Genomic DNA, 24,723 nt, shown 5'->3' with positions numbered 1-24,723 from the left:
CTAAGCATGCTTATGATGCCACCTTAGCGGGCGGGCTTCGGCTGGCACAACGCCAGGCTGGCTAAGAGCCCGCGATTCGGAGCGCATGCCCGCGCTCCTCCGTCGTCAGTTCACCCGCACGGCTCTCCAAAAACCTCCAATGTGAAACAGTGCCGTCCGGGCCGGCCTGGGAGCCATGCGCCAAGGCATCGTCAATACGACGACGGACCTCACCTTCCTGCAGCGGGTCCGCGGCGAAGATCGTCCGCAGCGTCACGGTGCTGCCGTCCTGTTGCACCGCTGTGTAGTGCGCGGCGAGCGGGCACGGCGGCGGGTGCTCCCAGCTGCCGCAGAGGGCTGTGGTGATGGCTGCTCCCGGCGCCCCTGTGCGGGCGTCGGCATCAAACCGGAGGGTGGCCTCATGTACGAAGAGTCCGTGCATGCGTCCATTCTCCCGCCTGGCGGGATCCGTGCAGACCCGTGCCGGGCGCAGCGGAAGGGCCTCTGGAGGAGACCCTTCCGTGGACTTCGGCACAGTTCAAACCGGCAGCGTGTCAGACCCTTTCCCTGCTCCGTTCAGCGGAGGGAGTGCGGGGCCGTGGTGTCCTGCGCCAGTTCGGGAAAGCCCAGAATGTGTAGTCCTGTGCCTCGACGCGCGGTTCCGGAGTCTCCACCGGGCTTTCCGGGGTGTCCTGCTTGGCTTCAGGCCGGTGGGTTTCCTTCTTGACGTTCCACCCGAAGTCTTTGCTGGATGAATAGCACATCACAGACCTCCTCATAGTGACTGCCCCTTAATCGTCCTCCTGATTGGCTGGAGAGTCGATAGGCCGGCAAAGCCCACGGGTGCGCCAGGACAGCAGGGTGGGGCAGGGCCTGTCACGCGCCGTCCACCACGTCCTGTGCCTCTTGCGGACGGTGGAACTCGCAGGGCCCCTGATGCCGGAGGGGAAGGAGGCAGGTCCGGCCCGTAGGCAGATGGACCAGCGCGCAGCGGCCGGTCATCGCCAGGTCTTCCCTGACGTTCGGGTTGCTCATGTCTGGACGCCCGTCGCCTGCCGTCATGGTGGTTTCGGTACTTGGGGCAGGATGTTCAACGTTCACGGTGGGGCAACTCCTCATCGGGCGGAGGGCGAGTGGAGGGTGCTGAAGGGTGCTTTTCCAGTGTGCGCCGCCGGGGTTACCAGCGGATTAAGCGGGCGTTAGGAACAGGTCAACAAGTGCCCCGGCCACCGGTCAAGGGCGCAGGTTTCCCTGGCAGCCCAGCTGGTGCGCCACCTGCAGGAGGAGGGCTTCCGAACCCATGGGGCCAACCAGCTGGATTCCCATTGGAAGTCCGGAGGCGGGGGCACCGCCGGTCCAGTGCACAGGAATCGTGACGGCCGGCAGGCCGCACACATTCACCATCGAGGACCACGGGGCGAATTCGCACTGCTTCCGGTAGTCGCCGTCGGCATCCCCCGGCCACTGCGCCGACGGCCAGCGCTCACCGCCGTGCGCAGTCCCCGTGAACCAGCCCACTGGCCGCGGCGTCTGCGCCAGCGCGGGCATCAGCATCAGGTCCCACTGCCCGTACTGCACCAGGGTGTCATGCTGGAACTGCCGCAGGAATGCCAGTGCTTCGGCGAGCTTGGCGGGACTGCGCTGCTGGGCGCGGCGCCGGAAGGTGCGGGTCAGGGGTGCCAGCAACGCTTCCCGCGAGAGGCTGATCCGGGCCGCACCCACCCCGGCGGTCCACGCCGTGGTGAAGGCGTCCGCGTAACGGTTGTCATAGCGGATGGCAGCGTCACCCAGGCTATGGCCCGCATGTTCCAGGAGGGCCTCGCCGGCCCGGAGCGCGTCCAGGGCCTCCCGCTCCGGGGTAAAGGGAAACGTGGCTGACCACGGGCTGTCCAGCGTGACGCCGATCCGCAGCCGTGGCGGCTCCCCTTGTTGCACTGCCCGCAGATATTGGTTTCCCGGGACCATGACGTCCATCATCAATGCGGCGTCCTCGGCGCTCCGGGCAAGGGGGCCGGGCACCACCAGCCGGGCAGGATCGCCGGCACTTTCCCCGGCCGTCACCAGCCCCCGGCCGGGCTTCAGCCCCACCAGACCGCATGCGGCGGCCGGAATGCGGACTGACCCGCCGCCGTCGGTCCCCGGGGCGAAAGGCAGCAGGCGCGCCGCCACGGCCGCCGCACTGCCGCCGGAGGATCCTCCCGAACTCCTGCTGAGTGCGTGCGGATTGCGCGACGGCGGTGCGATGCGGTTTTCGCTGTAAGCCGTCAGTCCGAATTCAGGTACCTGCGTCTTGCCCAGCGACACCACGCCGGCTTCCTTGAAGAGGGCAACCAGCGGGGCGTCGGCGGGAGCGGGCTTGTGATCCAGGGCTGCGCTGCCATGTGTGGTCACCACGCCGGCCACGTCCGTGAGGTCCTTGAAGGCAAGCGGCATGCCGTGCAGCAAAGGCAGATCGTCGGCGTCAGTGTGGGCACGCAGGGCATCAGCCGCCCGTGCCTGATCCATGGCCTGTTCCGCGGTCACGGTAATGAAGGCGCCGAGAAGCTGGTTCTGCTGTCCGATCCGTGCCAGGAAATGGGCGGCGGCCTCCGTGGCGGACACGGTTCCACTCCGCAGGAGGTCCCGCAGGCCCAGCGCCGGGAGCTCATGGAGTTCAACCACAGACCGGGGACTCCGTTTGTGGTCCGGCGTGCCGTTCCGCGCCGAGGTCCGGCAAAGCCGGGGACGTGGCGAGGGCTGCGGGCTGTTGGGACATTGAAACCTCCTTGGGCTCCACCAGCCTAACCCGCAGCTTTTGCGTACCTGTTCAGCGGTGAAAGGGGCGGAAGGGCTAGGCTTAAAGCTGACTCTGATCCGCCAAGACAGGACTCCGATGAGTGACTTCGATACCGTCCCCGTGCATGACATTCCCGCTGACGCGGTGATCCTGGATGTCCGGGAGGACTACGAATGGGTTGCCGGGCACGCCGACGGCGCACTCCACATCCCCATGGACCAAATTCCGGCCAGGCTGGGCGAGCTCGATCCGGACGAGGACATTTACGTCATCTGCCGAACAGGTGGCCGGTCCTTGCGCGCTGCCCAATGGCTCACGGGCCACGGTTACACGGCCATCAACGTCGCCGGCGGGATGGACCAATGGCTGGAATCCGGCAAACCCCTGGTCTCGGACAACGGACTCAAGCCGCTGGTGCTTTAGTGCCCGGTACTTCCCGCACCTACACCTTCCTGGGTCCGGAAGGCACCTTTACTGAGGCGGCACTCCTCCAGGTACCCGGGGCCCTGCAGGCAGTCCGGGTCCCGGCGTCCAACGTCAACGCCGCCCTTGAGAAGGTGCGCGACGGGGCGGCCGACGCCGCCATGGTCCCCATCGAGAACTCGGTGGAGGGCGGTGTCACTGCCACGCTGGATGCCATCGCCACCGGCCAGGAACTGCGGATCATCCGCGAGGTCCTGGTTCCCATCAGCTTTGTCCTGGTGGCCCCGCCCGGGACGCGGACCGAGGGCATCCGGCGGGTGTCAACGCATGGCCACGCCTGGGCCCAGTGCAGGCTGTGGATGGACAAGAACATACCCGATGCGGAATACGTTCCAGGCTCATCTACGGCGGCCGCCGCCCTGGGGTTGCTTGAGGAGGGTTGCCCTTATGACGCGGCCATCTGCGCGCCGCTGGTGGCCAGCGAGCATGCGGGGCTGTCCGTGCTGGCGGAGGACGTCGGCGATAATCCGGGTGCGGTGACCCGCTTCATCCTGGTCAGCCGGCCGGGTGTGCTGCCGGCCCGCACCGGAGCGGACAAGACCACCGTGGTTGTCCCGCTTCCGGAGGACCGTCCCGGAGCGCTGATGGAAATCCTGGACCAGTTCGCCAGCCGCGGAGTCAACCTCAGCCGCATCGAGTCCCGGCCCACCGGGCAGTACCTGGGGCACTACTTTTTCAGTATCGACGCTGAAGGCCACGCCGGCGAGGCGAGGGTGGCCGACGCACTGGCGGGGCTGCACCGTATCAGTCCGGGAACCCGTTTCCTGGGCTCCTATCCGCGGGCTGACAAGCAGGAGACTGAGGTTCCGGCGTACACCTCCGATGCTGCATTTTCGGCCGCGCAATCGTGGGTTGACTCCATACTTGCTGCGGAATGTTTCGCAGGTGAAAGCGGTTCCGGAGCTTCGCCCACAGCGTAGGCAAATGCCCCCGGAAATACTTCCGCGGGCTGTGGACAATGCGTATGCTTGCCTGATCCACACGGGGTATGGCCCCTGACGAAAGGAGAGGGTCATGACCAGCAGCACTGACAACGACGGCCAGGGGATGATCGTCAACCCCAGGCCGACGGCTGACAACCAGGATTGGGACGGGGATGACGCGGACCGGGCCGACCGCCTGCGCTTCGAAGAGGAGCAGGCCATGATCCGCGAGCAGTCTGAAGCCCACGCCGCGGCGAAGGCCGCCGCGGACGCCAAGAAGCGGGCCAGCGCCTGACCCGCGCAGCACTCCCGCCCTTGTCACTTCACAGATTTGTTATCGCACAGCCTCGTTAACGCAAAGCCCTGTTACCGCACAGCCTTGGCGCTGCTGCCGTGGACCTCTCGCTTGACCCGGACCAGGAGTGACCGCGGCAGGACCTGAACGGTGAGCTGCGTGGCTTCACCTGACGTGTCGCCGTCGAGCTGTGTGGGCATGGGCTCGGGGCACTTGATCACCACCCTCCCTGACCGGTAAATGGTCATGACGGGCAGCTTGCCGCTGTGCTTGAACATGATTTTCATGTACATCAACAGCCAGCCCAGCGCGCTGCGGGGGCTCATCACCACCACGTCGAGCATGCCGTCGTCGATCATGGCCTGCGGGATGAAGTCGATGCCGCCCGGGACCAGGCCGCAGTTGGCGAAAAGCACGCTGCGGATGTTCCGGACCTGCTCCGGGCTGCCGTCCAACGCGATGGACACCTTCTTCCGCCGGCCCGGCAGGTGGCGTACGCCCGCTTCGGTATACGCCAGCCAGCCCACCGCTTTTTTCAATCCGGCGTTGGTGTCGGCCAGGACCTCGGCATCCATGCCGATTCCGGCGATCACCAGGAACACGTGCTCCGAGTAGTGGCCTGTCCGGGAGTTCTCGATGGCCATCCGCGCCGTGTCGATGTAGCGCTGGCGGCCGAACAGTGCCGTCTGGACGTTGCCGTGGAGGTCGTTCACATCCAGGTCCACGTTCCGCGCCAGCAGGTTGCCCGTACCCAGAGGGATCAAACCCAAGGCAACGTCCGTGTGCGCCAGGGCCTCAGCCACCACGCGTACCGTGCCGTCACCACCGCCCACAAGGACGACGTCGGGCTTGCCGGCCAGGGCGGCCTGCATCTGGGAAAAACCGGGGTCCTCCGCCGTCGTCTCGAAAAAGACGGGCTCCTCCCATCCGGCCGCCAGGCAGGCCCGCTGGATGATGGCCTTCGCTTCCCCGGCACGTACCTTGATCGGATTGAGGACCACGGCCACCCGCTGCTGCGCCAGCCCGGAGTCGTAGGATTCCCCTGCCATGGCGCTGCGCATGTGCAGGGCTTTGAGGCGGCGTACCCCCCACCAGCTGGAGATGGCGAAGGCAAGCGCCACCGCAATCAGCAGGTAGAGAATCCAGTCGCTCATGGTGATTCAACAGTAGCCCGGCACATGGTGGACGGGTGCACAGAGCCCGCCGCCCGCCGTCGTGCGCGGTATTGGATACCCTTGTCTGGTGATCGACGTAAAAGACCTCAGCGAAAACCCGGATAAATACCGTGCCAGCCAGCGTGCCCGTGGCGCGGACGAATCAGTGGTGGACGCGATCATCGCCGCGGATTCCGCCCGCCGCACTGCCCTGATCCGCTTCGAAAACCTCCGCGCCGAGCAGAACGTGTTCGGCAAGAAGGTGGCGCAGGCCAAGGGTGAGGAGAAGCAGGCGCTGCTGGCAGAGGTCAAGGAGCTGGCCAACTCCGTCAAGGCCGCGTCTGCTGAGGCCGATGCCGCGCAGACCAAGCAGGAGGAGCTCCTGCGCACCATCCCCAACCTCATCGAAGACGGCGTGCCCGAGGGCGGCGAGGATGACTACGTGGTGGTCAAGACCGTCGGCACCCCGCGTGAATTCCCGGATTTCCAGCCGCGTGACCACCTGGAAATCGGCGAGCTGATCGGCGCGATCGACATGGAACGCGGCGCCAAGGTCTCCGGTGCCCGGTTCTACTTCCTGCGCGGCGTGGGCGCACGCCTGGAGATGGCCCTGCTGCAGATGGCCATGGACCAAGCCATCGAAGCAGGCTTCGTCCCGATGATCACCCCCACGCTGGTGCGCCCCGAGACCATGCAGGGCACCGGCTTCGATGTAAAGCACGACGCCGAGATCTACCGTCTCGCCGAAGATGACCTGTACCTTGTGGGTACCTCGGAGGTGGCGCTCGCCGGGTACCACGCGGACGAGATCCTGGACTTCTCCAACGGACCCATCCGGTATGCCGGCCAGAGCTCCTGCTACCGCCGCGAGGCCGGCTCGCACGGCAAGGACACCCGCGGCATCATCCGCGTCCACCAGTTCAACAAGGTGGAGATGTTTATCTACACCACCGTTGAGGAGGCCGCCGCCGAGCACCAGCGGCTCCTGGCCTGGGAAGAGGAGATGCTGGCGAAGTGCGAGCTGCCGTACCGGGTTATTGATACCGCTGCAGGTGACCTCGGCACATCCGCAGCACGCAAGTACGACTGCGAAGCCTGGGTTCCCACACAGGGCGCCTACCGCGAGCTGACCTCCACCTCCAACTGCACCACCTTCCAGGCACGCCGCCTGAACATCCGTGAGCGTGTGGTGAACTCCGAGGGAGTCGCCAAGGGCACCCGGGCTGTCGCCACCCTGAACGGCACCCTTGCCACCACCCGCTGGATCGTGGCGCTGCTGGAGCACCACCAGAACCCGGACGGCTCCGTCACCGTGCCCAAGGCGCTGCAGAAGTACCTGGGCGGCCTCGAGGTCCTGCCGGTCCTCTAAAAGGCCTTCCTGTCGCAGCTCCCCGCCTAGTGGACTATTCCTCCCGTAATGCAGGGGGTCCGGTCCACGGGGCGGGGTTGTCTGCGGCCGGATGCCTGCAGCAATGAGCCGTTCGCGCAAGACGTCCGGGGTGGACAGAATCTTCCAGTCCCACCGGACCACCTTGTAGCCAAGAGCCCGCAGCCGGTCTTCGCGCTTCTTCTCGGCAAGGATCGCTTCCTGCGTGCTTCGCCCGGCGAGCAGGACATCGTCGAGGTACTTCGCGTCGCCGTCGAACTCGCCAATCACCTTGGCGTCAGGCCAGAAGAAGTCCGTGCGCGCGATGAAGCCTTCGTGATCCTGGAACACGCACTGGAGGACAGGAGCGGGCAGCCCGAGCACGTGGATGAGCGCCCTGCTGCGCGACTCTCCGACGGACTCTGACGCTTCATCGGCCAGAGCCAGCAGTTCGCGGATCCGCCGGCGCTTGGCGGCAGAGGTCATGACGTCTGCCGCCTCGCTCAGCTGCTGGCGCGTGAGCCCTTCGCCGGGCCGCCTTCCCGGTCCAAGTACTGCATCGGCCAGGGCCACTGCATCCGGGAGCTCGAGCCTGACCAGGCAGTCCATAACCGTCTGGGGCAAGGAAGTAACCGAGAAGCCATGCAATTGCACCGTATCGGCCGGCCAGAAGTGGCGGGCCACACCGTAGCTGCGGACGTGCTCAATGCCGGTTTTCCCTGTCTTGGTATCCGGCGCAGCAGTGGTGGTTGGCGGAAGCCGTCCCGCCTTGTGCGGGGAGGCGGTGATGACATGGACGTGGGTTGGAACGCCAGGCCCCGGAAGATTCCAAATTCGCAATGCTGTCACGTAGCAGAATGTGGTGGACGCATCGAGAGCGGCCACTGCAGCCATGGTGATTCCGTACCTCTCCCAGGGCTTGAGCGAAAGCCAGGCGGCTTTCCCGAAGTAGACACCGGCCCGGACCCTGACCAAGGTGCCGTTCTTGTAGCCCCGGCTTAGCGAGCGGCTGTCTCCAGTCAAGGCCCGACGTCTGCTGGCCAGAACCAGGCCTGCATCATTCGATTTCATGACTCCATGCTGGGCCGCTCGGGCGCTGCGGTGCCGATCAGGATGTCCTATGTGGAAAAGAGCCGCGCTCCTCCCCGCGCCGCGGACAAGTCCTCGGATAACACGGTGGGGACTTGTCCATTACGGGGGGACAATTGCGCGGCGGAGCCCCCGTATGTGGGAACCCGCCGTGTTAACCAACAGTTCAATAAACCTGTGGCCCGCGTCCTAGCGCGTGTCGGTTACGTCTGGTTCACTATGTGGATGACAACGCTGACTGAAACCTCAGTCGCCGGCAACGATGACCGGCGAGACAACAACCGAGACAACACGAGCACCCTGGGCCTGACCGGCGCGGACCAGAAGTTCATGGTCGCGCTGGACGTGGATGGGACCCTGGTGAACCACGACGGCCACATGTCTCCGGGCGTGCGGGAGGCTGCGCAGGCCGTGGTGGCAGCCGGGCACGAGGTGATGATCGCCACCGGCCGTTCCCTGAATGCCACGCTTCCCATCATTGAGAAGATCGGCATTGATCGCGGGTACGCCGTCTGCTGCAACGGTGGCGTGACCCTCCGGCTCCACCCGGAACTGGAAAACGGCTACGAGGTGATCCACAAGGCCACGTTTGATCCTGCTCCGGCCCTTCGTGCGCTGCGTGAACGGCTGCCGTCCGCCAAATATGCGCTTGAGGACGCCGACGGCAATTTCCTCTCCACCGAGCGGTTCCAGGATGCCAGCTTTGGCGTCGAGGCCGTGGGCGTGGACTTCCACACCATGCTTGAGGCCACCGCCGTCCGCGTGGTGGTCTTCAGCACCGAAAACACGCCGGAGGAGTTCACCGAGGCCATTAATCATGTGGGCCTGGCGGGAGTCACGTACTCGGTGGGTTGGACTGCGTGGCTGGATATCGCCGCCGCAGGGGTGACCAAGGCCAGCGCCCTGGAAAACCTGCGCGTCCGCCTTGGTTTTGAAGAGCACCTTACCGTTGCTGTCGGCGATGGCCGGAACGACATCGAGATGCTCACCTGGGCCGGCCGCGGGGTCGCCATGGGGCAGGCCCCGGCGGAGGTGGTCGCCGCCGCGGATGAGGTCACCCACTCGGTGCAGGACGACGGCGCCGCCCACGTACTGCGCAGCCTCCTCTAAACGGACAGCGCACCCTTAGCCGGCGCCGCCGCCCGCTCAATGGCCGGGGGAGCAGGCGGCGATTCCGGTCCGGGCCCGGGGTCAAGGCAGAATAGGGGCATGACCCTTACGACGTTCGCCCTCGTCCGCCATGGCCAGACCGACTGGAATGCCGAGCGCCGGTTGCAGGGAGCCACGGATATTCCCCTGAACGACGTCGGACGCGGCCAGGCGAGGGACGCCGTCGCCGTCCTTGCCCCATACGAATGGGACGCCATCGTCTCCTCGCCCCTGAGCCGCGCTGCGGAAACCGCGGACCTGATTGCCGAAGGCCTCGGGCTGACAGTGTCCCGCCGCGTCCCGGAACTCACCGAGCGCAGCTTCGGCCCGGCCGAAGGAATGCAGGCCGGTCCCGAGCTTGACGCTCTCCGAATTCCAGGCGGATTCAAAGGCGCGGAAAGCGAAGACGAGGCCGCGGACCGGGGCCTTGCCGCACTCGAGGCGCTGGCGGAGGAGTTCCGGGGCCAGCGGCTCCTGGTGGTCACCCACGGCACCCTGCTGCGCGTGAGCCTGAGCCGGGCCATTGGCCAGACCCTTGCCAGCGTGGACAACGCCGTGCTGAACCTGGCGCACCATCACGCGATCGACGGCTGGAAGCTGGAGTACTTCAACGGCGAGCCGGTCATGGCGGCCACCGGCAGGTAAGGTCCGGCAGGCCAAGTCAGCCGTACAAGCCGTCAACGATGGCGCAAGGGTACTGAGGACTACTGGGCCGCGAGGATCAAAGCCAGCAACCTGGCAGCCGCCGGGCGTGCGGCATGCTCCTCATTCCACTGCGCCCGCGCCACTGCTTTGCTGACGGCCTGGGTGGTGATGCCCAGTTCCTGTGCCACCGCTTTTTGCTGTCCCCGCACGCTGGGAGTCAGCAGATCCAGCACCCGCCATTCCGCGTCGGACCGGTCCCGCACAATGTGGCCCAGTAACCGGAGGATGGCCTCTGCGTCATGGGCAACATCGGCCAGTGGCCCCTCCACCGCAACGGGGACCCGCTCCTTGCTGCTGCGGAGCCGGTCCACCGCCCGCCGCGCGTAGACCAAACCGTGGCCGGACGCGTCCTTGATCTGGTTGGGCAACGGCTCATTCACGGGCCCGGCGCCAATCCCCACGTACCAGTGCCCGCTGCGCAGCGCGATCAGTGCTGCATCCACCGCCTGGTGCGGACAATCCACGATCCCCTGGACTTCGTCCTCCACCGACCGGTCAAAGTCCAGGCGCGCAGGGATGTGCCGCAGTGCCTTCAGCAGTTGCGGGACCTGGTCGCCGTCGCGCCGGCTGTCCGTCTGGTTGATGGTCAATGTGAACATTCTGGGTCCACACTACCCGGAAGTAGGAATTGCTAAAGGGCCGGATTGCGGGGTGCGCCTGCCACCTGCGGCAGGAGATTTTCCCGGTCCTGCCAGGCCCGTGCCGCCCGCAGCAGGTGCGGCCAGGAGCGGGGAAGGCCGACGGCGGGGGTTGCCTGCCTGCCCCTCCATCTGTTGCGATGGGGGAACGGCCGCCCGCAGCGGCACACCCGACGTGAGGATGGTTATGGCCGGCAGCGCTGGACAGGATGAACGGCGGCAGAATGAACGGCGGCAGGACGGGCTGGGGCAGGAGGAGCTAAGCCTGGTCGACAAATGGTGGCGGGCCGCCAACTATCTGTCGGTAGGGCAGATCTACCTCCGGTCCAACCCGTTGCTGCGTGAACCCCTGCAGGCGGAGGACACCAAGTCCCGCCTGCTGGGCCACTGGGGCACCACCCCCGGACTCAACTTCGTCTACGCCCACCTGAACCGCGTGATCCGCCGCGACTCCCTGGAGATGCTCTTTGTCGCCGGTCCCGGCCATGGCGGCCCCGCCGTCGTCGCCAACGCTTGGCTGGAGGGAACCTACTCCGAAATCTATGCCCATGTTGGCAATGACGAGGCGGGACTGGCGGAACTGTTCCGGCAGTTCTCCTACCCTGGCGGCATCCCCAGCCACGCCGCCCCGGAAAGCCCCGGCTCCATCAGCGAAGGTGGTGAGCTGGGGTACTCCCTTGCCCACGCCTACGGATCGGTGTTCGACAACCCGCAGCTGGTGACCGCCGTCGTGATTGGCGACGGTGAGGCTGAAACCGGACCGCTGGCCGCCAGCTGGCACTCCCACAACTTCCTGGACCCGGCGGTGGACGGTGCGGTCCTGCCCATCCTGCACCTGAACGGGTACAAGATCGCCAATCCCACAGTCCTGGCCCGGATGCCGCAGGACCAGCTGGAGCAGCTGCTGCGCGGATACGGCCACGAACCGTACTTCGTGACAGTTGCGGATCCGGACGATACCGAAAAGGCGCACCGCGATTTCGCCGGGGTCCTGGACCGCTGCCTGGCGGACATCAAGGCCATCCAGGATGCCCACCGGCAGGATCCCGCGGATGACGGGGCGGGGGAGGACGCCGCGCACCGCTGGCCGCTGATCGTGCTGCGCTCACCGAAGGGCTGGACCGGGCCGCGCACCGTGGACGGGCTGCAGGTGGAAGGCACCTGGCGGGCCCATCAGGTGCCGCTGTCCGAGGTCCGCACCAACGGGGAGCACCTGAAACAGCTGGAGGAGTGGCTGCAGTCCTACCGGCCGGAGGAATTGTTCGACGGCGATGGGCGGCTCCGTCCCGACGTCGCCCAAGGAGCGCCCACCGGAGACTTCCGCATGAGCGCCACCCCGCATGCCAACGGCGGACTCCTGAGGCGCGCCCTGAAACTGCCCGCCTACCAGGACCACGCCGTCGAGGTTCCCAACGCAGGCATCGACCGGGTCAGCCCGATGGTCACGCTCGGGTCCTGGATGCGGGACGTGATCGCACAGAATATGGAGAACTTCCGGCTGTTCGGGCCCGACGAGACGGCGTCCAACCGGCTGCAGAACGTCTACGAGGTCACCGACAAGGTGTGGCAGTACCGGATTGACGACGTCGACGAGCACCTGGCGCGGTCCGGGCGGGTCCTGGAGGTGCTGAGCGAGCATCTGTGCCAGGGCTGGCTCGAGGGGTACCTCCTCACCGGCCGGCACGGGGTCTTCAACTGCTATGAGGCGTTCGTCCACATCGTCGACTCCATGTTCAACCAGCACGCCAAATGGCTGAAGGTATCCCGCAAACTGCATTGGCGCCAGCCCGTGCCGTCGCTGAACTACCTGCTGTCTTCACACGTGTGGCAGCAGGACCACAACGGGTTCTCACACCAGGACCCCGGCTTCATCGACCACGCGGTGAACAAGAAGGCCGAGGTCATCCGGGTGTACCTGCCGCCGGACGCCAACACCCTGCTGTCCGTCATGGAGCACTGCCTGGCCTCCACCGACTACGTGAACATCGTGGTCAGCGGGAAGCAGCCCTCGCCCACCTGGCTTGGCCCGGCCGACGCCGCCAACCATTGCCGCCGCGGGCTGGGGATCTGGAGGTTTGCCGGCTCCGAAGTGCCAGGCGAGGAGCCCGACGTCGTGCTGGCCTGCGCAGGTGACGTGCCCACCGTGGAGACCGTGGCGGCCGCCGAACTGCTCCGGGAGGGCGCGCCCGGACTCAAAGTGCGGGTGGTCAACGTGGTGGACCTGATGCGGCTGCAGGACGAAAGCGAGCACCCGCACGGCCTCCCTGCCCACGACTTCGACGGCATCTTCACCCCTGACAAGCCCGTCATCTTCGCGTACCACGGCTACCCGGCCCTGATCCACCGGCTGGCGTACCGGCGCACCAACCAGCAGGGACTGCACGTGCACGGCTACCGGGAGGAGGGGACCACCACCACGCCGTTCGACATGGCCATGGTGAACGGCATCGACCGCTACACTCTGGCAATCGACGCGATCGACCGTGTGCCCGGGCTGGCGGAGAAGCACTCGCTGCTGCGCCAGGACCTGCAGGACCGGCGCAACCGCGCCCGCGAACACACCCGCACCCACGGCGAGGACCCCGAGGAGATCCGGAACTGGAAGCTGGGAAGCTCTGCCGCCTAGCGCCGGAGCTCCCTGAGCCCTGCAGCTTCTTCAGCCCCGGTCCCACTCAGCCCGGGAGCTCTTCCAGAGTGCAGGACGGGAGGTGGATCCAGCCTTCGCTGCGTGCGGCCCGGGCGTGGGAATCATCCGGCAGGAGTGTACGACGGCGGGCGGCGGCCCGGGCGGTCAGGGAGGCGATGACGGCGTCGAACAGGTCGTCCGAAGCGGCAAGGCTGTCCCGGTGTCCGGCCAGGTCCAGCCATGGTGCGTGCTCCTCGAGGGCCGCCAGCAGGAGGCCAAGGCGCTCGGCTTCGGGGACGCCCCTTCCCTTGTAGCCGCGACCGTTGAGGCCCCAGATTTTCAGTGACGCCGCCGGGTACACCTCGGCAAGGCGGCCGGAGCCGTCGCGCGGCTGCGGACCGTGCAGCGCGGCAATCTTTGCCTGGATTACTGCGCAGCGCATGGCCGGATGAGCCAGCCGGTCGGCGGAGACGCTCAGCGGGATCAGCCCGGTCTGGCGGGTGGTGAAGCGGTCGGTGTCGCGGTAGGCGAGCAGCCTGCGGCCGGCGATCCCGTCGTACTCGAGGACGGGGCCGGCGTCGAAGTCCAGGTGGCCGGTGAGGAAGGGGATCAGCGCATCGGGCCAGCCCACTGGACAGTCCACGCCGGTCATGTCGCAGGAGCCGAACAACTCCACGATCTCCTGGTCAGTTACATCGAGTGCGAGGTGGACCAGCTGCGCGGAACCTTGGCCCCAATCGATGACCGCCGCTGCCGTTTTTTTGGTGGCCGCTGCCAGGTCCACGCCGAGGGTTTTCACGGTGTGTCAGGCCCGCCTGTAACGCAGCGCGCCGTCAACAGCTCCCGCTTCGCCGAGATCGTCGCCGCGGGCGAAGCCCGCCCACAGGGCCCGTAGTGACCGGCCCGTCATGTCCACGTCCTCCCAACGGGCACCGTCGATCAGTCCCACGCCGTCCCAGGTCTTCCTGGTGCCCAGCAGCAGCGGCAGGTCGACTGTGTGCGCGGCGCCGAAGAGGTTGCCGGGGGCGTGCCAGGTCAGGAGGTAGCGGTGGGCCTTTCCGCCTGCCTTGGCGTGGCGCCGGGCGAAGCGGCGGGTTGCCCGGCCGTATACGGTTTCGGTGACCACCCAGTCGATGGCGCGCACGGCGGGTGGCCCCACCATCGGAACCCTGGCCAGGCGCATCAGGTGCGGGCTGCGGGGAAGGAACAGCCGTGCCTCCTCCGAGGTATGGCCGATCAGCACCTCGATCGAGGGCGCCGCCCGGTTCCACGCCGCTTCGATATCGGATTCAGCCGGAAGCGGGTCGTGCCCGTACTGCGTGCCAAAGGGCATGGCGGCCAGCATGCCGAACTTTTTGGCCACCTGGGTGACCCGCTCCTCGAGCGCCACCACGTCCATGGCCGGCGTCTGTTCGGTGACGGATTCGGCGGCAATTCCCATGGCGTGGTTCATCTTGGCCCGGCCCCGGGTGATGCCCAGCGGTGCGCTCTGGATAATGGCGCGCTGGAAGAGGGCGGGTGCCTCAGGTGTGGCCATCAGGTGGGCGATCGCGTCGCCGCCGGCGGACTGGCCGAAAGCGGTGACCCGGCCGGGGTCCCCGCCAAAGGCTGCGATGTTCCGCTGCACCCACCGGAATGCCTCCAGCTGATCCAGCAGCCCCAGATTGCCGGGCCGCCCGGAAGGTGTCGCCAGGAACCCGAACAGCCCCAGCCGGTAGGTCACGGAGACCACGATGACGCGGTTCTCGGCCACCAGCCGGGCGGGATCGAAGATGGCCAGGTCGCCGGATCCCGTGGTGTAGGAGCCGCCGTGGATCCAGACCATGACGGGCAGCTTTTCGTCATGGGTGAGGTCGCCCGGCATGGTGATGGAAAGGTTCTGGCAGTTCTCGCTGCCCGGGAGTTCCCCATATCTGGTGCCCAGGACGTCGTCGAGGAACGGGACGGGCGCCTGCGGGCAGGCGGGGGAGAGGGACGTGGCCGACAGTTCGGAGGTCCAGTCGGGAACCGGTGCGGGCGGCTGGAACCGGGCGGCTACGGCGTACGGGATCCCGGTGGCGCGGATAACACCGCTGTCCCGCCAGCCGGCGATGGGGCCGCACGGAGGATGGAACAAGAGCTGGGAAGTCAGGGCTGGCTCGGAATTCACAGCCCCACCATGCCATATCTTCCTGAAACTACGACGGCGGGTGTCCGGCTTCGAAAGCCGGGCACCCGCCGTCGGAAGAAACGGCGTTAGTGGCCGGTGGGCACGTAGCGCTTGATGGAGGCTTCCAGCTCGGCTTCGGCGGCGGCGCGGTCGCCCCAGCCCTCGGCCTTGACCCACTTGCCGGGCTCCAGGTCCTTGTAGCGGGTGAAGAAGTGCTCGATCTCCTTGATCAGGAACTCGTTGACGTCGCTGACTTCCTGGATGTGGTCAAAGCGGGCATCAACCGGAACGCAGAGGATCTTGGCGTCTCCGCCGCCATCGTCGGTCATGTTGAAGACGCCGATGGGGCGGGATTCGACGATGACGCCGGGGTGCAGGTCGAAGTCCTGCAGGAGCACCAGGGCGTCCAGCGGGTCGCCGTCCTCGCCGAGGGTGTTTTCGAAGTACCCGTAGTGCGTGGGGTACTGCATGGAGGTGAAGAGGACGCGGTCCAGGCGGACGCGGCCGGTCTCGTGGTCAACTTCGTACTTGACGCGTGATCCCTTGGGGATCTCGATGGTCACGTCGTGCTTCATGGAATGCTCCTCGGCAATTGCAGGGGGTGCGCGGCACACTTTGACGGGCCCACAAAAAAGAGTGTCGGTGCCGCCGACTACTATTGAGGATATAGCGAGAGGCCCTGGAATCAGGAACTTGTGGGGATATTTCAGGACTTGAGGACCAGCACCAGCATGACCAAAACAACCGGGCAGGAACCGCCGCGCGCGCATCGCTCCAGGCGCTCCGGCGGCTTTGGCCGGGTCCCGGCGGAAGGGCCGCGCAAGCCCTGGCCCCTGGCCCTGGCGGCCTTGGTCCTGCTCGTCCTGGCCGTTCCGGGAGCCCTGCTGGCAGCCCCCGGATTCCTGGGTCCCGGGTTCCTTGGCGCAGGGGCTCCCGAACCCGCCCCGGCACCCCCTGCCTGGCAACAGGTTCCCGCCACCCTCTCGGCCCCGCAGGTGCTTGCCCCGCTTCAACCGTCGGCCCCGGTGCCCCTTCCGTCAGCGGTGACGGCCCAGGTGGAGCCGGTGCTGAAGGCCGACGGCGGCGGTACTTTCACCGGCATGGTGCAGGACGCTCTCACGGGCCAGGTCCTCTTTGACCGGGGCGGCGCGGAAGGCCGGGTGCCGGCGTCGAACCTTAAGCTGCTGACGGCGGTGGCGGCACTGCGCACCCTGGGGCCGGACCACCGGTTCGCCACCAGGGTGGTCCAGGGTCCTGCCGCGGGGCAGGTGGTGCTGGTGGGCGGCGGCGACGTCCTCCTGGCCGCCGGGGAGTCGCAGCCGGAACAGGTCATGGGCCACGCCGGCCTTGCCACCCTTGCCGTCCTCACGGCGCAGGCCCTGCAGGCCGCGGGCACCACCGGAGATATCAAGGTCCTCTTGGATGACTCCCTCTTTACGGGCCCGGCGCTGAACCCCGCCTGGCAGAGCGGGGACGTGGAAGCCGGCGAAATAGCCCCCTTGTACCCGTTGGCGCTCAACTCTGCGCGCTTCGACCCCGCCGTCACTACCGGCTCCCGGCCCCAAAATTCTGCCATGGCCGCCGCAGAGGAGTTTGCGGCCCGGCTCCGCGCGGCAGGTGCCGGAGCCGGACTGACGGTAGCGGCCGGCGTCGAACGCTCACCAGGGGCTTCCCAAGCCAGCGCCGCAGCCCTGGCGGCCGTTGAATCGGCCACGGTGGCAGAGCAGGTAAACCTGATGCTGCAGGTATCGGACAACTACCTGGCCGAAACCATGGGACGGATGGCAGCGGTGGCCACGGGCCGGTCCGGGAGCAATGACGGTGCCACGGCCGTTGTCGCGGCCGAGCTTGCGGCAGCGGGCATCGCGTCAGAGACGGTGAAGCTGGTGGATGTGTGCGGTCTGGCCATGGGCAACCAGGTTGCGGCCCGCCAGTTCACGGATGTGGTGCGGGCCATTACCGCCGGCGCGGACACCAGGCTTCGGGCCGCCTTGGACGGCTTTCCGGTCGGCGGCCTGTCCGGAACGCTGGACACCCGCTACGGGGACGCCACCACCTCCGGAGGTGCCGGCCTGGTCCGCGCCAAGACCGGGACATTGAACACTGTGCTGGCACTGAGCGGGTATGTTGTGGACGCCGACGGACGGCTCTTGGCTTTTTCCTTCATCGGCAACGGCCTGACGCCCGGTGCCGCCGGCAACAAGGAAGCCCTGGATCGGGCCGCCACGGCGCTGGCCGGCTGCGGCTGCCGCTAGCACCAGTTCCTCCGGCGGCCGGGACTTCTGGCTGGTACTACCGGGGCTGGATGCCCAGCAGCGCAGCCATGACGACGGCGGCAAGCACCGACGCCCAGCCCTTGCGCGGGCCGGTGGTCAAGGGAGGAATGGGACGGTAGGGGATCATGGCGGCTTCCTTTTTAGGGCGATTCTTCCTGCACTTCCAAAGTGCCCGCCGGGGCTGGGACGGTGCTTTCGCCCTCCTGTGCAGCCGCTGTGTAAGTTCGCCGGTCAGCGAACTTAAGGACGATGCCCGGCCTGCTGTGTTCTGATGGGAACCATGGAGTCCACTGCGCGCGAGTCCGCATCGACGATGTCCCCAACAGCCCAGTCCCTGATCAACTGGGATCTCGCTGCTTCCACCGCAGCGCGGCTGGCTCCCGCCGGGCCCGTGCTCGACGAAAAGGCCATCGGTGAGGCGGTGGACAGCCTTCGCAGACTGGCGGATGCATCTGTTCCGCACGTCCACGAAATCACCGGACTGGAGGCTGCGCGGGACCTGCGCGACTCCTCCGTGCTGGTGGTGGACCGGGCATCCTGGGCCAAGGCCAACACCCAGAGCTTCGCGGTGATGCTCAAGCCTGCCATGCAGAAGATGCTGGACAGCCGCCGCGGCAACCTCAGCCCAGCTGCCGCCCAGGTCAGCGGCGCCATCACCGGAAGCCAGCTGGGCGCGGTGCTTGCCTTCCTGTCCAGCAAGGTCCTGGGCCAGTACGATCCCTTCGCGGCGCTGGCAGAGAACTCCACGGCACCTGCGGGCGGAAGGCTCCTGCTGGTGGCCCCCAACATCGTCTCGGTGGAGCGCGAACTCAACGTCACCCCGGAGGATTTCCGGCTGTGGGTATGCCTGCACGAGCAAACCCACCGTGTCCAGTTCGCGGCAGCCCCCTGGCTGCGGCACCACATGCTGGAACAGGTGGACGAACTCAGCGGCCACCTCCTGGGCAACGTCGACACCCTGATGGAGCGCGCCACCGCCGCTGCCCGCTCCCTCAAGGACCGCTCCGCCACCGGAAATACCCCCGGCCGCGGCGCCATCCTGGACCTGCTGCAGGATCCCGAGGAAAAGGCCGCCATCTCGCACCTCACCGCCGTGATGAGCCTCCTCGAAGGGCACGCCAACGTGGTGATGGACGCCGTTGACGCCAGCCTTGTGCCGTCGGTCAAGACCATCCGGCAGCGGTTCAACGACAGCGGCAAGGACCGCGGCGTCATCGAGAAGTTCATCCGCAGCCTGCTGGGGCTGGACGCGAAGATGCGCCAGTACTCCGATGGCGCCCGCTTCGTCCGGGCCGTGGTGGATGTGGCGGGCATGGACGGCTTCAACAAAGTCTGGGAGTCGGTGGACCACCTGCCTACCGAGCCCGAAATCCACGACGCCAAGCTGTGGCTTGAGCGGATGGGTCTCTGATTGACGGACGCACCCGGGACACCCTTGCCTGACGCCGGGTCGCCTGGCGCACCGTTGCCCGGGACAGTCTTGCCTGACCTCCCGTCCACCGGCGCGGTGGCACGCAGCGGACGACGCCGGCCCGGAAGGCTCGCGCCCGTCGTCGGGACTGCGCGCAAAATGCTGCAAAACGCGCTTGCCGACGCCGGGTACCCGCGCCACGTCCTGGTGGCGTGCAGCGGCGGGCCGGACTCGTTGGCGCTCGCCGCCGTCGCCGCGTACTTTGCTCGGCGTGGCCACGTGGATGGGCACCCGCTGACCATGGGTGCTGTGGTGGTGGACCACCAACTGCAGGAGGGGTCCGCGGAGGTTGCCGCCCGCACCGCGGAGACACTGGAGGAGCTGGGCCTGTCACCCGTTGAGATCCGCGAGGTCACGGTGGCCGGCGCCGGCATGGGCCCCGAGGCCGCTGCACGCGAAGCCCGGCACGCCGCGCTTGAGGCAGCCGCGGCGGGACAGGACGCGGACGCCATCCTGCTGGGCCACACCCTCGACGACCAGGCGGAACAGGTACTGCTGGGCCTGGCCCGGGGCTCCGGTTCCCGCTCCCTCGCCGGCATGCGGCCCGCCCGGGCCGGGGCCGGAAACAGTGTCCTCCTGCGCCCCTTCCTCGGACTGCGCAGGGCGGACACCGAGGAGATCTGCGCGGTGGAGGAACTGGATCCCTGGCACGATCCCACCAACGCGGATCCTGCCTTCGCACGCTCGCGGACCCGCGTGGCGGTCCTGCCACACCTTGAGGAGAATCTTGGCCCCGGCGTCGCCGAGTCCCTGGCCCGGACCGCCGCCATCCTGCAGCTGGACGCCGACTACCTGGAGGTTGTGGCGGAAAGCACCTTCGAATCCCTTGTGGAGCGGGAGGGCGGCGCGCTGGCCCTGCCGGAGGAAGCGTTGCGTGCCCTGGCCCCGGCCATCAGGTTCCGGGTGATTGCCAAGGCGGCGGCCGACGTCGGCGGGCAGCAACCCAGCTACCAGCGCCTTTTGGCGGCGGAGGCGCTGCTGCGGCGGCAGGGTTCGGCCGGTCCGGTGGAGCTTCCCGGCGGTGTCAGCGTATATCGGTTGTCGCTGGCGCAGCTTGAGGGATCAAAGGACGGAGCAGCACCGGCGGCCCAGGGCAGCCCCGGTTCCGTTCCCCGCGAACGTGCGCGCTGTGGGAAGCTAGTATTCCGGTCTCAAAAACCGCCCGCAAAATAGTCGCACCCCGCATCTAAACAGGAGCCATTGGTGGATTCAAACGACGTCCAGGCAGATCTCAAGCACGTTCTCTACACCAAGGAGCAGATCCAGCAGCGGATCACCGAGCTCGCTGAGCAGATCGACAAGGACTACGAAGGGCGCGAGATCCTCCTTGTGGGCGTGCTCAAGGGCGCTGTCATGGTCATGGCCGACCTGGCCCGCGCACTCCACAGCCACATCTCCATGGACTGGATGGCCGTGTCCTCCTACGGCTCGGGAACCCAGTCCTCCGGCGTGGTGCGCATCCTGAAGGACCTGGACACCGACCTGATGGGCAAGGACGTCCTGATCGTCGAGGACATCATCGACTCCGGCCTTACCCTGTCCTGGCTCAAGACCAACCTGGAATCCCGCGGCACCGCCTCGGTGGAGATCTGCACGGCGTTCCGCAAGCCCACCGCCGCCAAGGTGGAAATCGACGTCAAGTACGTCGGCTACGACATCCCCAACGAATTCGTGGTGGGATACGGCCTGGACTACGCCGAGAAGTACCGCAACCTGGACTTCGTGGGAACCCTGGCTCCGCACGTCTACGAGTAAGCCGCGCCGCACTCTCCGCCACCGCCGTGCTCCGGCAAAACCCCCGCCACGCAGGTAACTCAACGCTGTCCCGGCGCAGCTACGCCCACAGGGAACTTTTGCTTTTCGCTATGCGTGATGTACTCCGGACGGTGTATAGCTAGAAGCTGACGCAGCACCATCACGCGCGCAGACTACTCGCCGTGAAGCACTACCGGAAGGGACGGGGCCAGCCCCCGAACAGATGAAAGCTAAGAACTTCTTCAAAGGCCCGGGCATCTGGATCGTCGTTGTGGTCGGTCTGCTCCTCGTGGCTTTTGCAACGCTCGCCCCCGGCGGTGCGGCCCGGATCGATACGGACAAGGGCCTGGAACTGCTCTCCGGCAACAAGGTGGAGCAGGCCAGGATCTTCGACGGCGAGAACCGCGTTGACCTCACGCTGAAGGACAACCTGCAGGTGAATGGGCAGGACAAAGGCAAGAGCGTCCAGTTCTTCTTCGTTGATGCCCGCGCACAGGACGTGGTGAAGGCCGTTACCGACGCCAAGCCGGCCCAGGGCTTCACCGACCAGCCGATCGAAAGCAACTGGTTCTCCGGCCTGCTCTCCCTCCTGATCCCCGTCATCCTGCTGGGCGCCCTCTTCTGGTTCCTGATGACCCGCATGCAGGGCGGCGGCTCCAAGATCATGCAGTTCGGCAAGTCCAAGGCCAAGATGGTCAGCAAGGACATGCCCCAGGTGACCTTCGCCGACGTGGCCGGCTCCGACGAAGCTGTAGAGGAACTGCAGGAGATCAAGGAATTCCTGCAGGAACCGGCCAAGTTCCAGGCTGTTGGCGCCAAGATCCCCAAGGGTGTGCTGCTGTACGGCCCACCAGGTACCGGTAAGACACTCCTGGCCCGCGCCGTGGCCGGTGAAGCCGGCGTTCCCTTCTTCTCCATCTCCGGCTCGGACTTCGTGGAGATGTTCGTCGGTGTGGGCGCCTCCCGCGTCCGCGACCTCTTCGAACAGGCCAAGGCCAACTCGCCCGCCATCATCTTCGTGGACGAGATCGACGCCGTTGGCCGCCACCGCGGCGCAGGCATCGGCGGCGGCAACGACGAACGCGAGCAGACCCTCAACCAGCTGCTGGTGGAGATGGACGGCTTCGACGTCAAAACCAACGTGATCCTCATCGCCGCCACCAACCGGCCCGACGTCCTGGACCCGGCCCTGCTGCGTCCCGGCCGCTTCGACCGGCAGATCGGCGTGGACGCGCCGGACATGATCGGCCGCGACCAGATCCTGCAGGTGCACGCCAAGGGCAAGCCCATGGCGCCCGGCGTGGACCTCAAGGCAGTGGCGAAGAAGACCCCCGGCTACACCGGCGCGGACCTGGCCAATGTCCTGAACGAAGCCGCGCTGCTCACCGCGCGCTCCAACGCCAACCTGATCGATGACCGCGCCCTGGACGAGGCCATCGACCGCGTCATGGCCGGCCCGCAGAAGCGCAGCCGGGTCATGAAGGAGCACGAGCGCAAGATCACCGCCTACCACGAAGGCGGCCACGCCCTCGTCGCAGCCGCGCTGCGGAACTCCGCCCCGGTCACCAAGATCACCATCCTTCCCCGCGGCCGCGCCCTGGGCTACACCATGGTGGTCCCGGATAACGACAAGTACTCCGTGACCCGCAACGAACTGCTGGACCAGATGGCCTACGCCATGGGCGGCCGCGTGGCCGAAGAGATTGTGTTCCACGATCCGTCCACCGGCGCCTCGAACGACATTGAGAAGGCAACCGGCACCGCGCGCAAGATGGTGACCGAATATGGCATGAGCGAGCGCGTAGGTGCTGTCCGGCTTGGCCAGGGCGGCGGCGAGCCGTTCCTGGGCCGCGACGCCGGCCACGAGCGCAACTACTCGGACCAGATCGCCTACGTGGTGGACGAGGAAGTGCGCCGGCTCATCGACCAGGCCCATGACGAGGCCTACGCCATCCTCACCGAGAACCGCGACATCCTGGACATCCTGGCCCTTGAGCTGTTGGAGCGTGAAACCCTCAACCAGGCCGAGATTGCCGACATTTTCCGTGACGTGCGCAAGCGTGACTTCCGCGAGGTGTGGCTGTCCAAGGAATCCCGCCCCGTTCAGATGGCCGGCCCGGTGGAGAGCCGGCAGGAGCGCGCCGAGCGCGAGGCGCAGGAGGAAGCCAAGAAGGCCCGGCTGGATGAGCCCCTGGACGCCCAGCCCCCGCACCCCCAGGGTGTTCCGGAGGACGCTCCGTTTCGCGGAGGCACCCCCGACTCGGGGCCTGACACCCTTCGCGGCTAAGCTTTCCTTGTGACTTCTTTCGACGACGACGACGTTCCCGCCTCCGCCGGACACCTAGCGGTGGACGGTTCCCACCATTCAAAACGCGAAAAGGTGGACCGGCCCAGGATCGAGGCGGCCGTCCGCGAGATCCTCCTTGCCATCGGCGAGGACCCGGACCGCGGCGGCCTCCTCGACACCCCGAAAAGGGTTGCCAAGGCGTACGCCGAAATGTTCGCAGGACTGCACCACGACCCCGCGGATGTCCTGTCCACCACCTTTGACCTTGACCATGAGGAACTGGTCCTGGTCAAGGACATTCCGTTCTACTCCACGTGCGAGCACCACCTGGTGCCGTTCCACGGTGTGGCCCATGTTGGCTACATCCCCTCGCACGACGGCAAGGTTACCGGCCTGAGCAAGCTGGCCCGCCTGGTGGACATCTACGCCCGCCGCCCGCAGGTGCAGGAGCGGCTCACCACTGAAATTGTCGAAGCGATGGTCCGCCACCTCAAACCCCGTGGCGCCATCGTCGTTGTTGAATGCGAACACATGTGCATGTCGATGCGCGGTATCCGCAAGCCCGGAGCGAAGACCGTCACCAGTGCGGTCCGCGGGCAGCTTCATGATCCGGCCACCCGTGCCGAAGCCATGAGCCTCATCCTCGGAAGGTAACTACAGACCATGGATTCACTCGCCGCAGCCCCTGGAACCGGGCCAGCAACCTCCCCGCTGCCCATCCTTCGCAGGCCCCGCCCGGCCGCGCGCTTCGAAGACCTGCCCACTGACCGCACCCTGGTCATGGGAATCCTGAACGTCACCCCGGACTCCTTCAGCGACGGCGGGAAGCATGCCACGGCGGACACCGCCATCGCTGCCGGCCTGCGCATGTTTTACGCGGGCGCGGACATCATCGACGTCGGGGGCGAATCCACCCGGCCCGGGGCTGACGATGTCAGCGCCGACGAGGAACAGCGCCGCGTCCTGCCCGTGATCGAGGCCCTGGTGAAGGCCGGCGCGCTGGTCAGCATCGACACCACCCACGCCTCCACGGCGGCAGCGGCAGTCAAGGCCGGCGCAGCAATCGTCAACGACATCTCGGGCCTGAGCATCGAGCCCGAAATGGCCGAGTTCGTGGCGTCCTCAAAGGTGCCGTACGTCCTCACCCACCGCCGCGGGGACGCCCGGACCATGAACTCGCTCGCCGAATATACGGACGTTGCGGGCGAAGTGGTGGCGGAGCTGGCAGGAGTCCGGGACAAGCTTTACGCCGCCGGAGCCAGCCAGGAACAGATCATTATCGACCCGGGCCTCGGGTTTGCCAAGAACGACGCCCAGAACTGGGAACTGCTGCAGAACCTGGACCAGTTGGACAGCCTGGGCCACAAGGTCCTGGTGGGCGCCTCCCGCAAGCGTTTCCTCGGCACCCTGCTCACCGTGGCCGGCAAGTCCGCCGCCCCGGAAGAACGCGACGGTGCCACTGCGGCGATCACAGCCATCAGCGCCTACCGCGGGGCCTGGGCGGTCCGCGTGCACGAGGTCGGGTCCAGCCTTGACGCCGTCAAGGTGGCTGCACGCATGGCCGCAGCATCCACAGCACAAGCCGTACCCAAAAACCAATAG

At 66.9% G+C, this 24,723-nt stretch carries 24 protein-coding genes; 15 read left to right on the top strand and 9 right to left on the bottom strand.

Translation table 11 applies throughout. The features are described from left to right. Nucleotides 1-61: 61 nt before the first annotated feature. From Q9R31_RS08830 to Q9R31_RS08815, 4 genes are all read right to left on the bottom strand, one after another. Nucleotides 62-421, bottom strand: a complete 360-nt coding sequence (locus Q9R31_RS08830; protein ID WP_311262342.1) for a hypothetical protein — start codon at nucleotides 419-421, stop codon at nucleotides 62-64. Between the two features lie 112 nt (nucleotides 422-533). Further along, complete coding sequence (locus tag Q9R31_RS08825; protein WP_311262341.1) at nucleotides 534-743, bottom strand: hypothetical protein; 210 nt, start codon at nucleotides 741-743, stop codon at nucleotides 534-536. Between the two features lie 112 nt (nucleotides 744-855). After that, complete coding sequence (locus Q9R31_RS08820) at nucleotides 856-1,080, bottom strand: hypothetical protein (RefSeq protein WP_311262340.1); 225 nt, start codon at nucleotides 1,078-1,080, stop codon at nucleotides 856-858. Nucleotides 1,081-1,212: 132 nt separating this feature from the next. Then, nucleotides 1,213-2,640 (bottom strand): amidase, encoded by a 1,428-nt coding sequence (locus Q9R31_RS08815; protein WP_311262339.1) that lies wholly within the window; start codon nucleotides 2,638-2,640, stop codon nucleotides 1,213-1,215. A 211-nt stretch (nucleotides 2,641-2,851) separates the two neighbouring features. Between Q9R31_RS08815 and Q9R31_RS08810 the strand changes: the two genes are divergently transcribed. The 3 genes from Q9R31_RS08810 (at nucleotide 2,852) to Q9R31_RS08800 (ending at nucleotide 4,456) form a co-directional block, all read left to right on the top strand. Continuing rightward, nucleotides 2,852-3,178, top strand: a complete 327-nt coding sequence (locus Q9R31_RS08810) for a rhodanese-like domain-containing protein (RefSeq protein ID WP_311262338.1) — start codon at nucleotides 2,852-2,854, stop codon at nucleotides 3,176-3,178. After that, complete coding sequence (gene pheA, locus Q9R31_RS08805; RefSeq protein WP_311262337.1) at nucleotides 3,178-4,158, top strand: prephenate dehydratase; 981 nt, start codon at nucleotides 3,178-3,180, stop codon at nucleotides 4,156-4,158. Before Q9R31_RS08810 ends, pheA begins: the two co-directional genes overlap by 1 nt. Nucleotides 4,159-4,252: 94 nt before the next feature. Next, the gene (locus Q9R31_RS08800; RefSeq protein ID WP_311262336.1) at nucleotides 4,253-4,456 is read left to right on the top strand and encodes a hypothetical protein; all 204 of its coding nucleotides are present in this window, start codon (nucleotides 4,253-4,255) and stop codon (nucleotides 4,454-4,456) included. 71 nt (nucleotides 4,457-4,527) lie between these two features. Here Q9R31_RS08800 and Q9R31_RS08795 read toward each other — a convergent pair whose 3' ends face one another. Beyond that, the gene (locus Q9R31_RS08795) at nucleotides 4,528-5,610 is read right to left on the bottom strand and encodes a diacylglycerol kinase family protein (RefSeq protein WP_311262335.1); all 1,083 of its coding nucleotides are present in this window, start codon (nucleotides 5,608-5,610) and stop codon (nucleotides 4,528-4,530) included. 88 nt (nucleotides 5,611-5,698) lie between these two features. On the opposite strand from Q9R31_RS08795, the gene serS reads away from it, so the two are divergent. The 4 genes from serS (at nucleotide 5,699) to Q9R31_RS08775 (ending at nucleotide 9,859) form a co-directional block, all read left to right on the top strand. Continuing rightward, on the top strand, nucleotides 5,699-6,979 hold the full coding sequence (serS, locus tag Q9R31_RS08790; RefSeq protein ID WP_311262334.1) for a serine--tRNA ligase: 1,281 nt from the start codon (nucleotides 5,699-5,701) through the stop codon (nucleotides 6,977-6,979). A 48-nt stretch (nucleotides 6,980-7,027) separates the two neighbouring features. Next, complete coding sequence (locus tag Q9R31_RS08785; RefSeq protein WP_311262333.1) at nucleotides 7,028-7,402, top strand: hypothetical protein; 375 nt, start codon at nucleotides 7,028-7,030, stop codon at nucleotides 7,400-7,402. Between the two features lie 888 nt (nucleotides 7,403-8,290). Further along, nucleotides 8,291-9,175, top strand: a complete 885-nt coding sequence (locus Q9R31_RS08780; protein ID WP_311262332.1) for an HAD family hydrolase — start codon at nucleotides 8,291-8,293, stop codon at nucleotides 9,173-9,175. A 99-nt stretch (nucleotides 9,176-9,274) separates the two neighbouring features. Then, nucleotides 9,275-9,859, top strand: a complete 585-nt coding sequence (locus Q9R31_RS08775; RefSeq protein WP_311262331.1) for a histidine phosphatase family protein — start codon at nucleotides 9,275-9,277, stop codon at nucleotides 9,857-9,859. Between the two features lie 59 nt (nucleotides 9,860-9,918). Here Q9R31_RS08775 and Q9R31_RS08770 read toward each other — a convergent pair whose 3' ends face one another. Further along, nucleotides 9,919-10,518: a hypothetical protein gene (locus tag Q9R31_RS08770; RefSeq protein WP_311262330.1), complete on the bottom strand. Its 600-nt coding sequence runs from the start codon at nucleotides 10,516-10,518 to the stop codon at nucleotides 9,919-9,921. A 226-nt stretch (nucleotides 10,519-10,744) separates the two neighbouring features. Between Q9R31_RS08770 and Q9R31_RS08765 the strand changes: the two genes are divergently transcribed. After that, nucleotides 10,745-13,183, top strand: a complete 2,439-nt coding sequence (locus Q9R31_RS08765; protein ID WP_311262329.1) for a phosphoketolase family protein — start codon at nucleotides 10,745-10,747, stop codon at nucleotides 13,181-13,183. Between the two features lie 46 nt (nucleotides 13,184-13,229). On the opposite strand, the gene Q9R31_RS08760 is transcribed toward Q9R31_RS08765, so the two are convergent. From Q9R31_RS08760 to Q9R31_RS08750, 3 genes are all read right to left on the bottom strand, one after another. Next, a complete protein-coding gene (locus Q9R31_RS08760) occupies nucleotides 13,230-13,982 on the bottom strand; it encodes a DUF429 domain-containing protein (protein WP_311262328.1) in 753 nt (250 codons plus the stop codon). A gap of 6 nt (nucleotides 13,983-13,988) precedes the next feature. Further along, complete coding sequence (locus tag Q9R31_RS08755; RefSeq protein WP_311262327.1) at nucleotides 13,989-15,332, bottom strand: carboxylesterase family protein; 1,344 nt, start codon at nucleotides 15,330-15,332, stop codon at nucleotides 13,989-13,991. An 86-nt stretch (nucleotides 15,333-15,418) separates the two neighbouring features. Further along, nucleotides 15,419-15,907: an inorganic diphosphatase gene (locus Q9R31_RS08750; RefSeq protein WP_018762663.1), complete on the bottom strand. Its 489-nt coding sequence runs from the start codon at nucleotides 15,905-15,907 to the stop codon at nucleotides 15,419-15,421. 156 nt (nucleotides 15,908-16,063) lie between these two features. Here Q9R31_RS08750 and dacB point away from each other — a divergent pair, with 156 nt between their 5' ends. The 7 genes from dacB to folP all read left to right on the top strand — a co-directional run bounded on the left by dacB (nucleotide 16,064) and on the right by folP (nucleotide 24,723). Then, a complete protein-coding gene (gene dacB / locus Q9R31_RS08745; protein ID WP_311262326.1) occupies nucleotides 16,064-17,587 on the top strand; it encodes a D-alanyl-D-alanine carboxypeptidase/D-alanyl-D-alanine-endopeptidase in 1,524 nt (507 codons plus the stop codon). 301 nt (nucleotides 17,588-17,888) lie between these two features. After that, nucleotides 17,889-19,019, top strand: a complete 1,131-nt coding sequence (locus Q9R31_RS08740; RefSeq protein WP_311262325.1) for a zinc-dependent metalloprotease — start codon at nucleotides 17,889-17,891, stop codon at nucleotides 19,017-19,019. Nucleotides 19,020-19,178: 159 nt separating this feature from the next. After that, nucleotides 19,179-20,252, top strand: a complete 1,074-nt coding sequence (gene tilS, locus Q9R31_RS08735; RefSeq protein WP_311262523.1) for a tRNA lysidine(34) synthetase TilS — start codon at nucleotides 19,179-19,181, stop codon at nucleotides 20,250-20,252. A 30-nt stretch (nucleotides 20,253-20,282) separates the two neighbouring features. Then, nucleotides 20,283-20,834: a hypoxanthine phosphoribosyltransferase gene (gene hpt / locus Q9R31_RS08730; protein WP_311262324.1), complete on the top strand. Its 552-nt coding sequence runs from the start codon at nucleotides 20,283-20,285 to the stop codon at nucleotides 20,832-20,834. A 223-nt stretch (nucleotides 20,835-21,057) separates the two neighbouring features. Beyond that, the gene (ftsH, locus tag Q9R31_RS08725) at nucleotides 21,058-23,121 is read left to right on the top strand and encodes an ATP-dependent zinc metalloprotease FtsH (RefSeq protein WP_311262323.1); all 2,064 of its coding nucleotides are present in this window, start codon (nucleotides 21,058-21,060) and stop codon (nucleotides 23,119-23,121) included. Between the two features lie 9 nt (nucleotides 23,122-23,130). Continuing rightward, nucleotides 23,131-23,775 carry a GTP cyclohydrolase I FolE gene (gene folE / locus Q9R31_RS08720; RefSeq protein WP_311262322.1) on the top strand — a complete coding sequence of 215 codons (645 nt, stop codon included), beginning with the start codon at nucleotides 23,131-23,133 and terminating at the stop codon, nucleotides 23,773-23,775. A 9-nt stretch (nucleotides 23,776-23,784) separates the two neighbouring features. Next, entirely contained in the window at nucleotides 23,785-24,723 is a 939-nt protein-coding gene (gene folP / locus Q9R31_RS08715; RefSeq protein ID WP_311262321.1) for a dihydropteroate synthase, read from the top strand.

The sequence above is a fragment of the Pseudarthrobacter sp. BRE9 genome (assembly GCF_031844305.1).
Classification (GTDB): domain Bacteria; phylum Actinomycetota; class Actinomycetes; order Actinomycetales; family Micrococcaceae; genus Arthrobacter.
The sequence above is the reverse complement of the archived record's forward strand: the minus strand, read 5'-3'. Positions and strand labels throughout refer to the sequence as shown.

Bases quoted from the DNA above. Each gene is read 5' to 3' on its own strand.
- Q9R31_RS08830 (WP_311262342.1), bottom strand. From the start codon at position 421: ATGCACGGACTCTTCGTACATGAGGCCACCCTCCGGTTTGATGCCGAC.
- Q9R31_RS08825 (WP_311262341.1), bottom strand. From the start codon at position 743: ATGTGCTATTCATCCAGCAAAGACTTCGGGTGGAACGTCAAGAAGGAA.
- Q9R31_RS08810 (WP_311262338.1), top strand. From the start codon at position 2,852: ATGAGTGACTTCGATACCGTCCCCGTGCATGACATTCCCGCTGACGCG.
- Q9R31_RS08800 (WP_311262336.1), top strand. From the start codon at position 4,253: ATGACCAGCAGCACTGACAACGACGGCCAGGGGATGATCGTCAACCCC.
- Q9R31_RS08795 (WP_311262335.1), bottom strand. From the start codon at position 5,610: ATGAGCGACTGGATTCTCTACCTGCTGATTGCGGTGGCGCTTGCCTTC.
- Q9R31_RS08785 (WP_311262333.1), top strand. From the start codon at position 7,028: ATGCAGGGGGTCCGGTCCACGGGGCGGGGTTGTCTGCGGCCGGATGCC.
- Q9R31_RS08780 (WP_311262332.1), top strand. From the start codon at position 8,291: ATGACAACGCTGACTGAAACCTCAGTCGCCGGCAACGATGACCGGCGA.
- Q9R31_RS08775 (WP_311262331.1), top strand. From the start codon at position 9,275: ATGACCCTTACGACGTTCGCCCTCGTCCGCCATGGCCAGACCGACTGG.
- Q9R31_RS08770 (WP_311262330.1), bottom strand. From the start codon at position 10,518: ATGTTCACATTGACCATCAACCAGACGGACAGCCGGCGCGACGGCGAC.
- Q9R31_RS08765 (WP_311262329.1), top strand. From the start codon at position 10,745: ATGGCCGGCAGCGCTGGACAGGATGAACGGCGGCAGAATGAACGGCGG.
- Q9R31_RS08750 (WP_018762663.1), bottom strand. From the start codon at position 15,907: ATGAAGCACGACGTGACCATCGAGATCCCCAAGGGATCACGCGTCAAG.
- dacB (WP_311262326.1), top strand. From the start codon at position 16,064: ATGACCAAAACAACCGGGCAGGAACCGCCGCGCGCGCATCGCTCCAGG.
- Q9R31_RS08740 (WP_311262325.1), top strand. From the start codon at position 17,889: ATGGAGTCCACTGCGCGCGAGTCCGCATCGACGATGTCCCCAACAGCC.
- tilS (WP_311262523.1), top strand. From the start codon at position 19,179: ATGCTGCAAAACGCGCTTGCCGACGCCGGGTACCCGCGCCACGTCCTG.
- ftsH (WP_311262323.1), top strand. From the start codon at position 21,058: ATGAAAGCTAAGAACTTCTTCAAAGGCCCGGGCATCTGGATCGTCGTT.
- folP (WP_311262321.1), top strand. From the start codon at position 23,785: ATGGATTCACTCGCCGCAGCCCCTGGAACCGGGCCAGCAACCTCCCCG.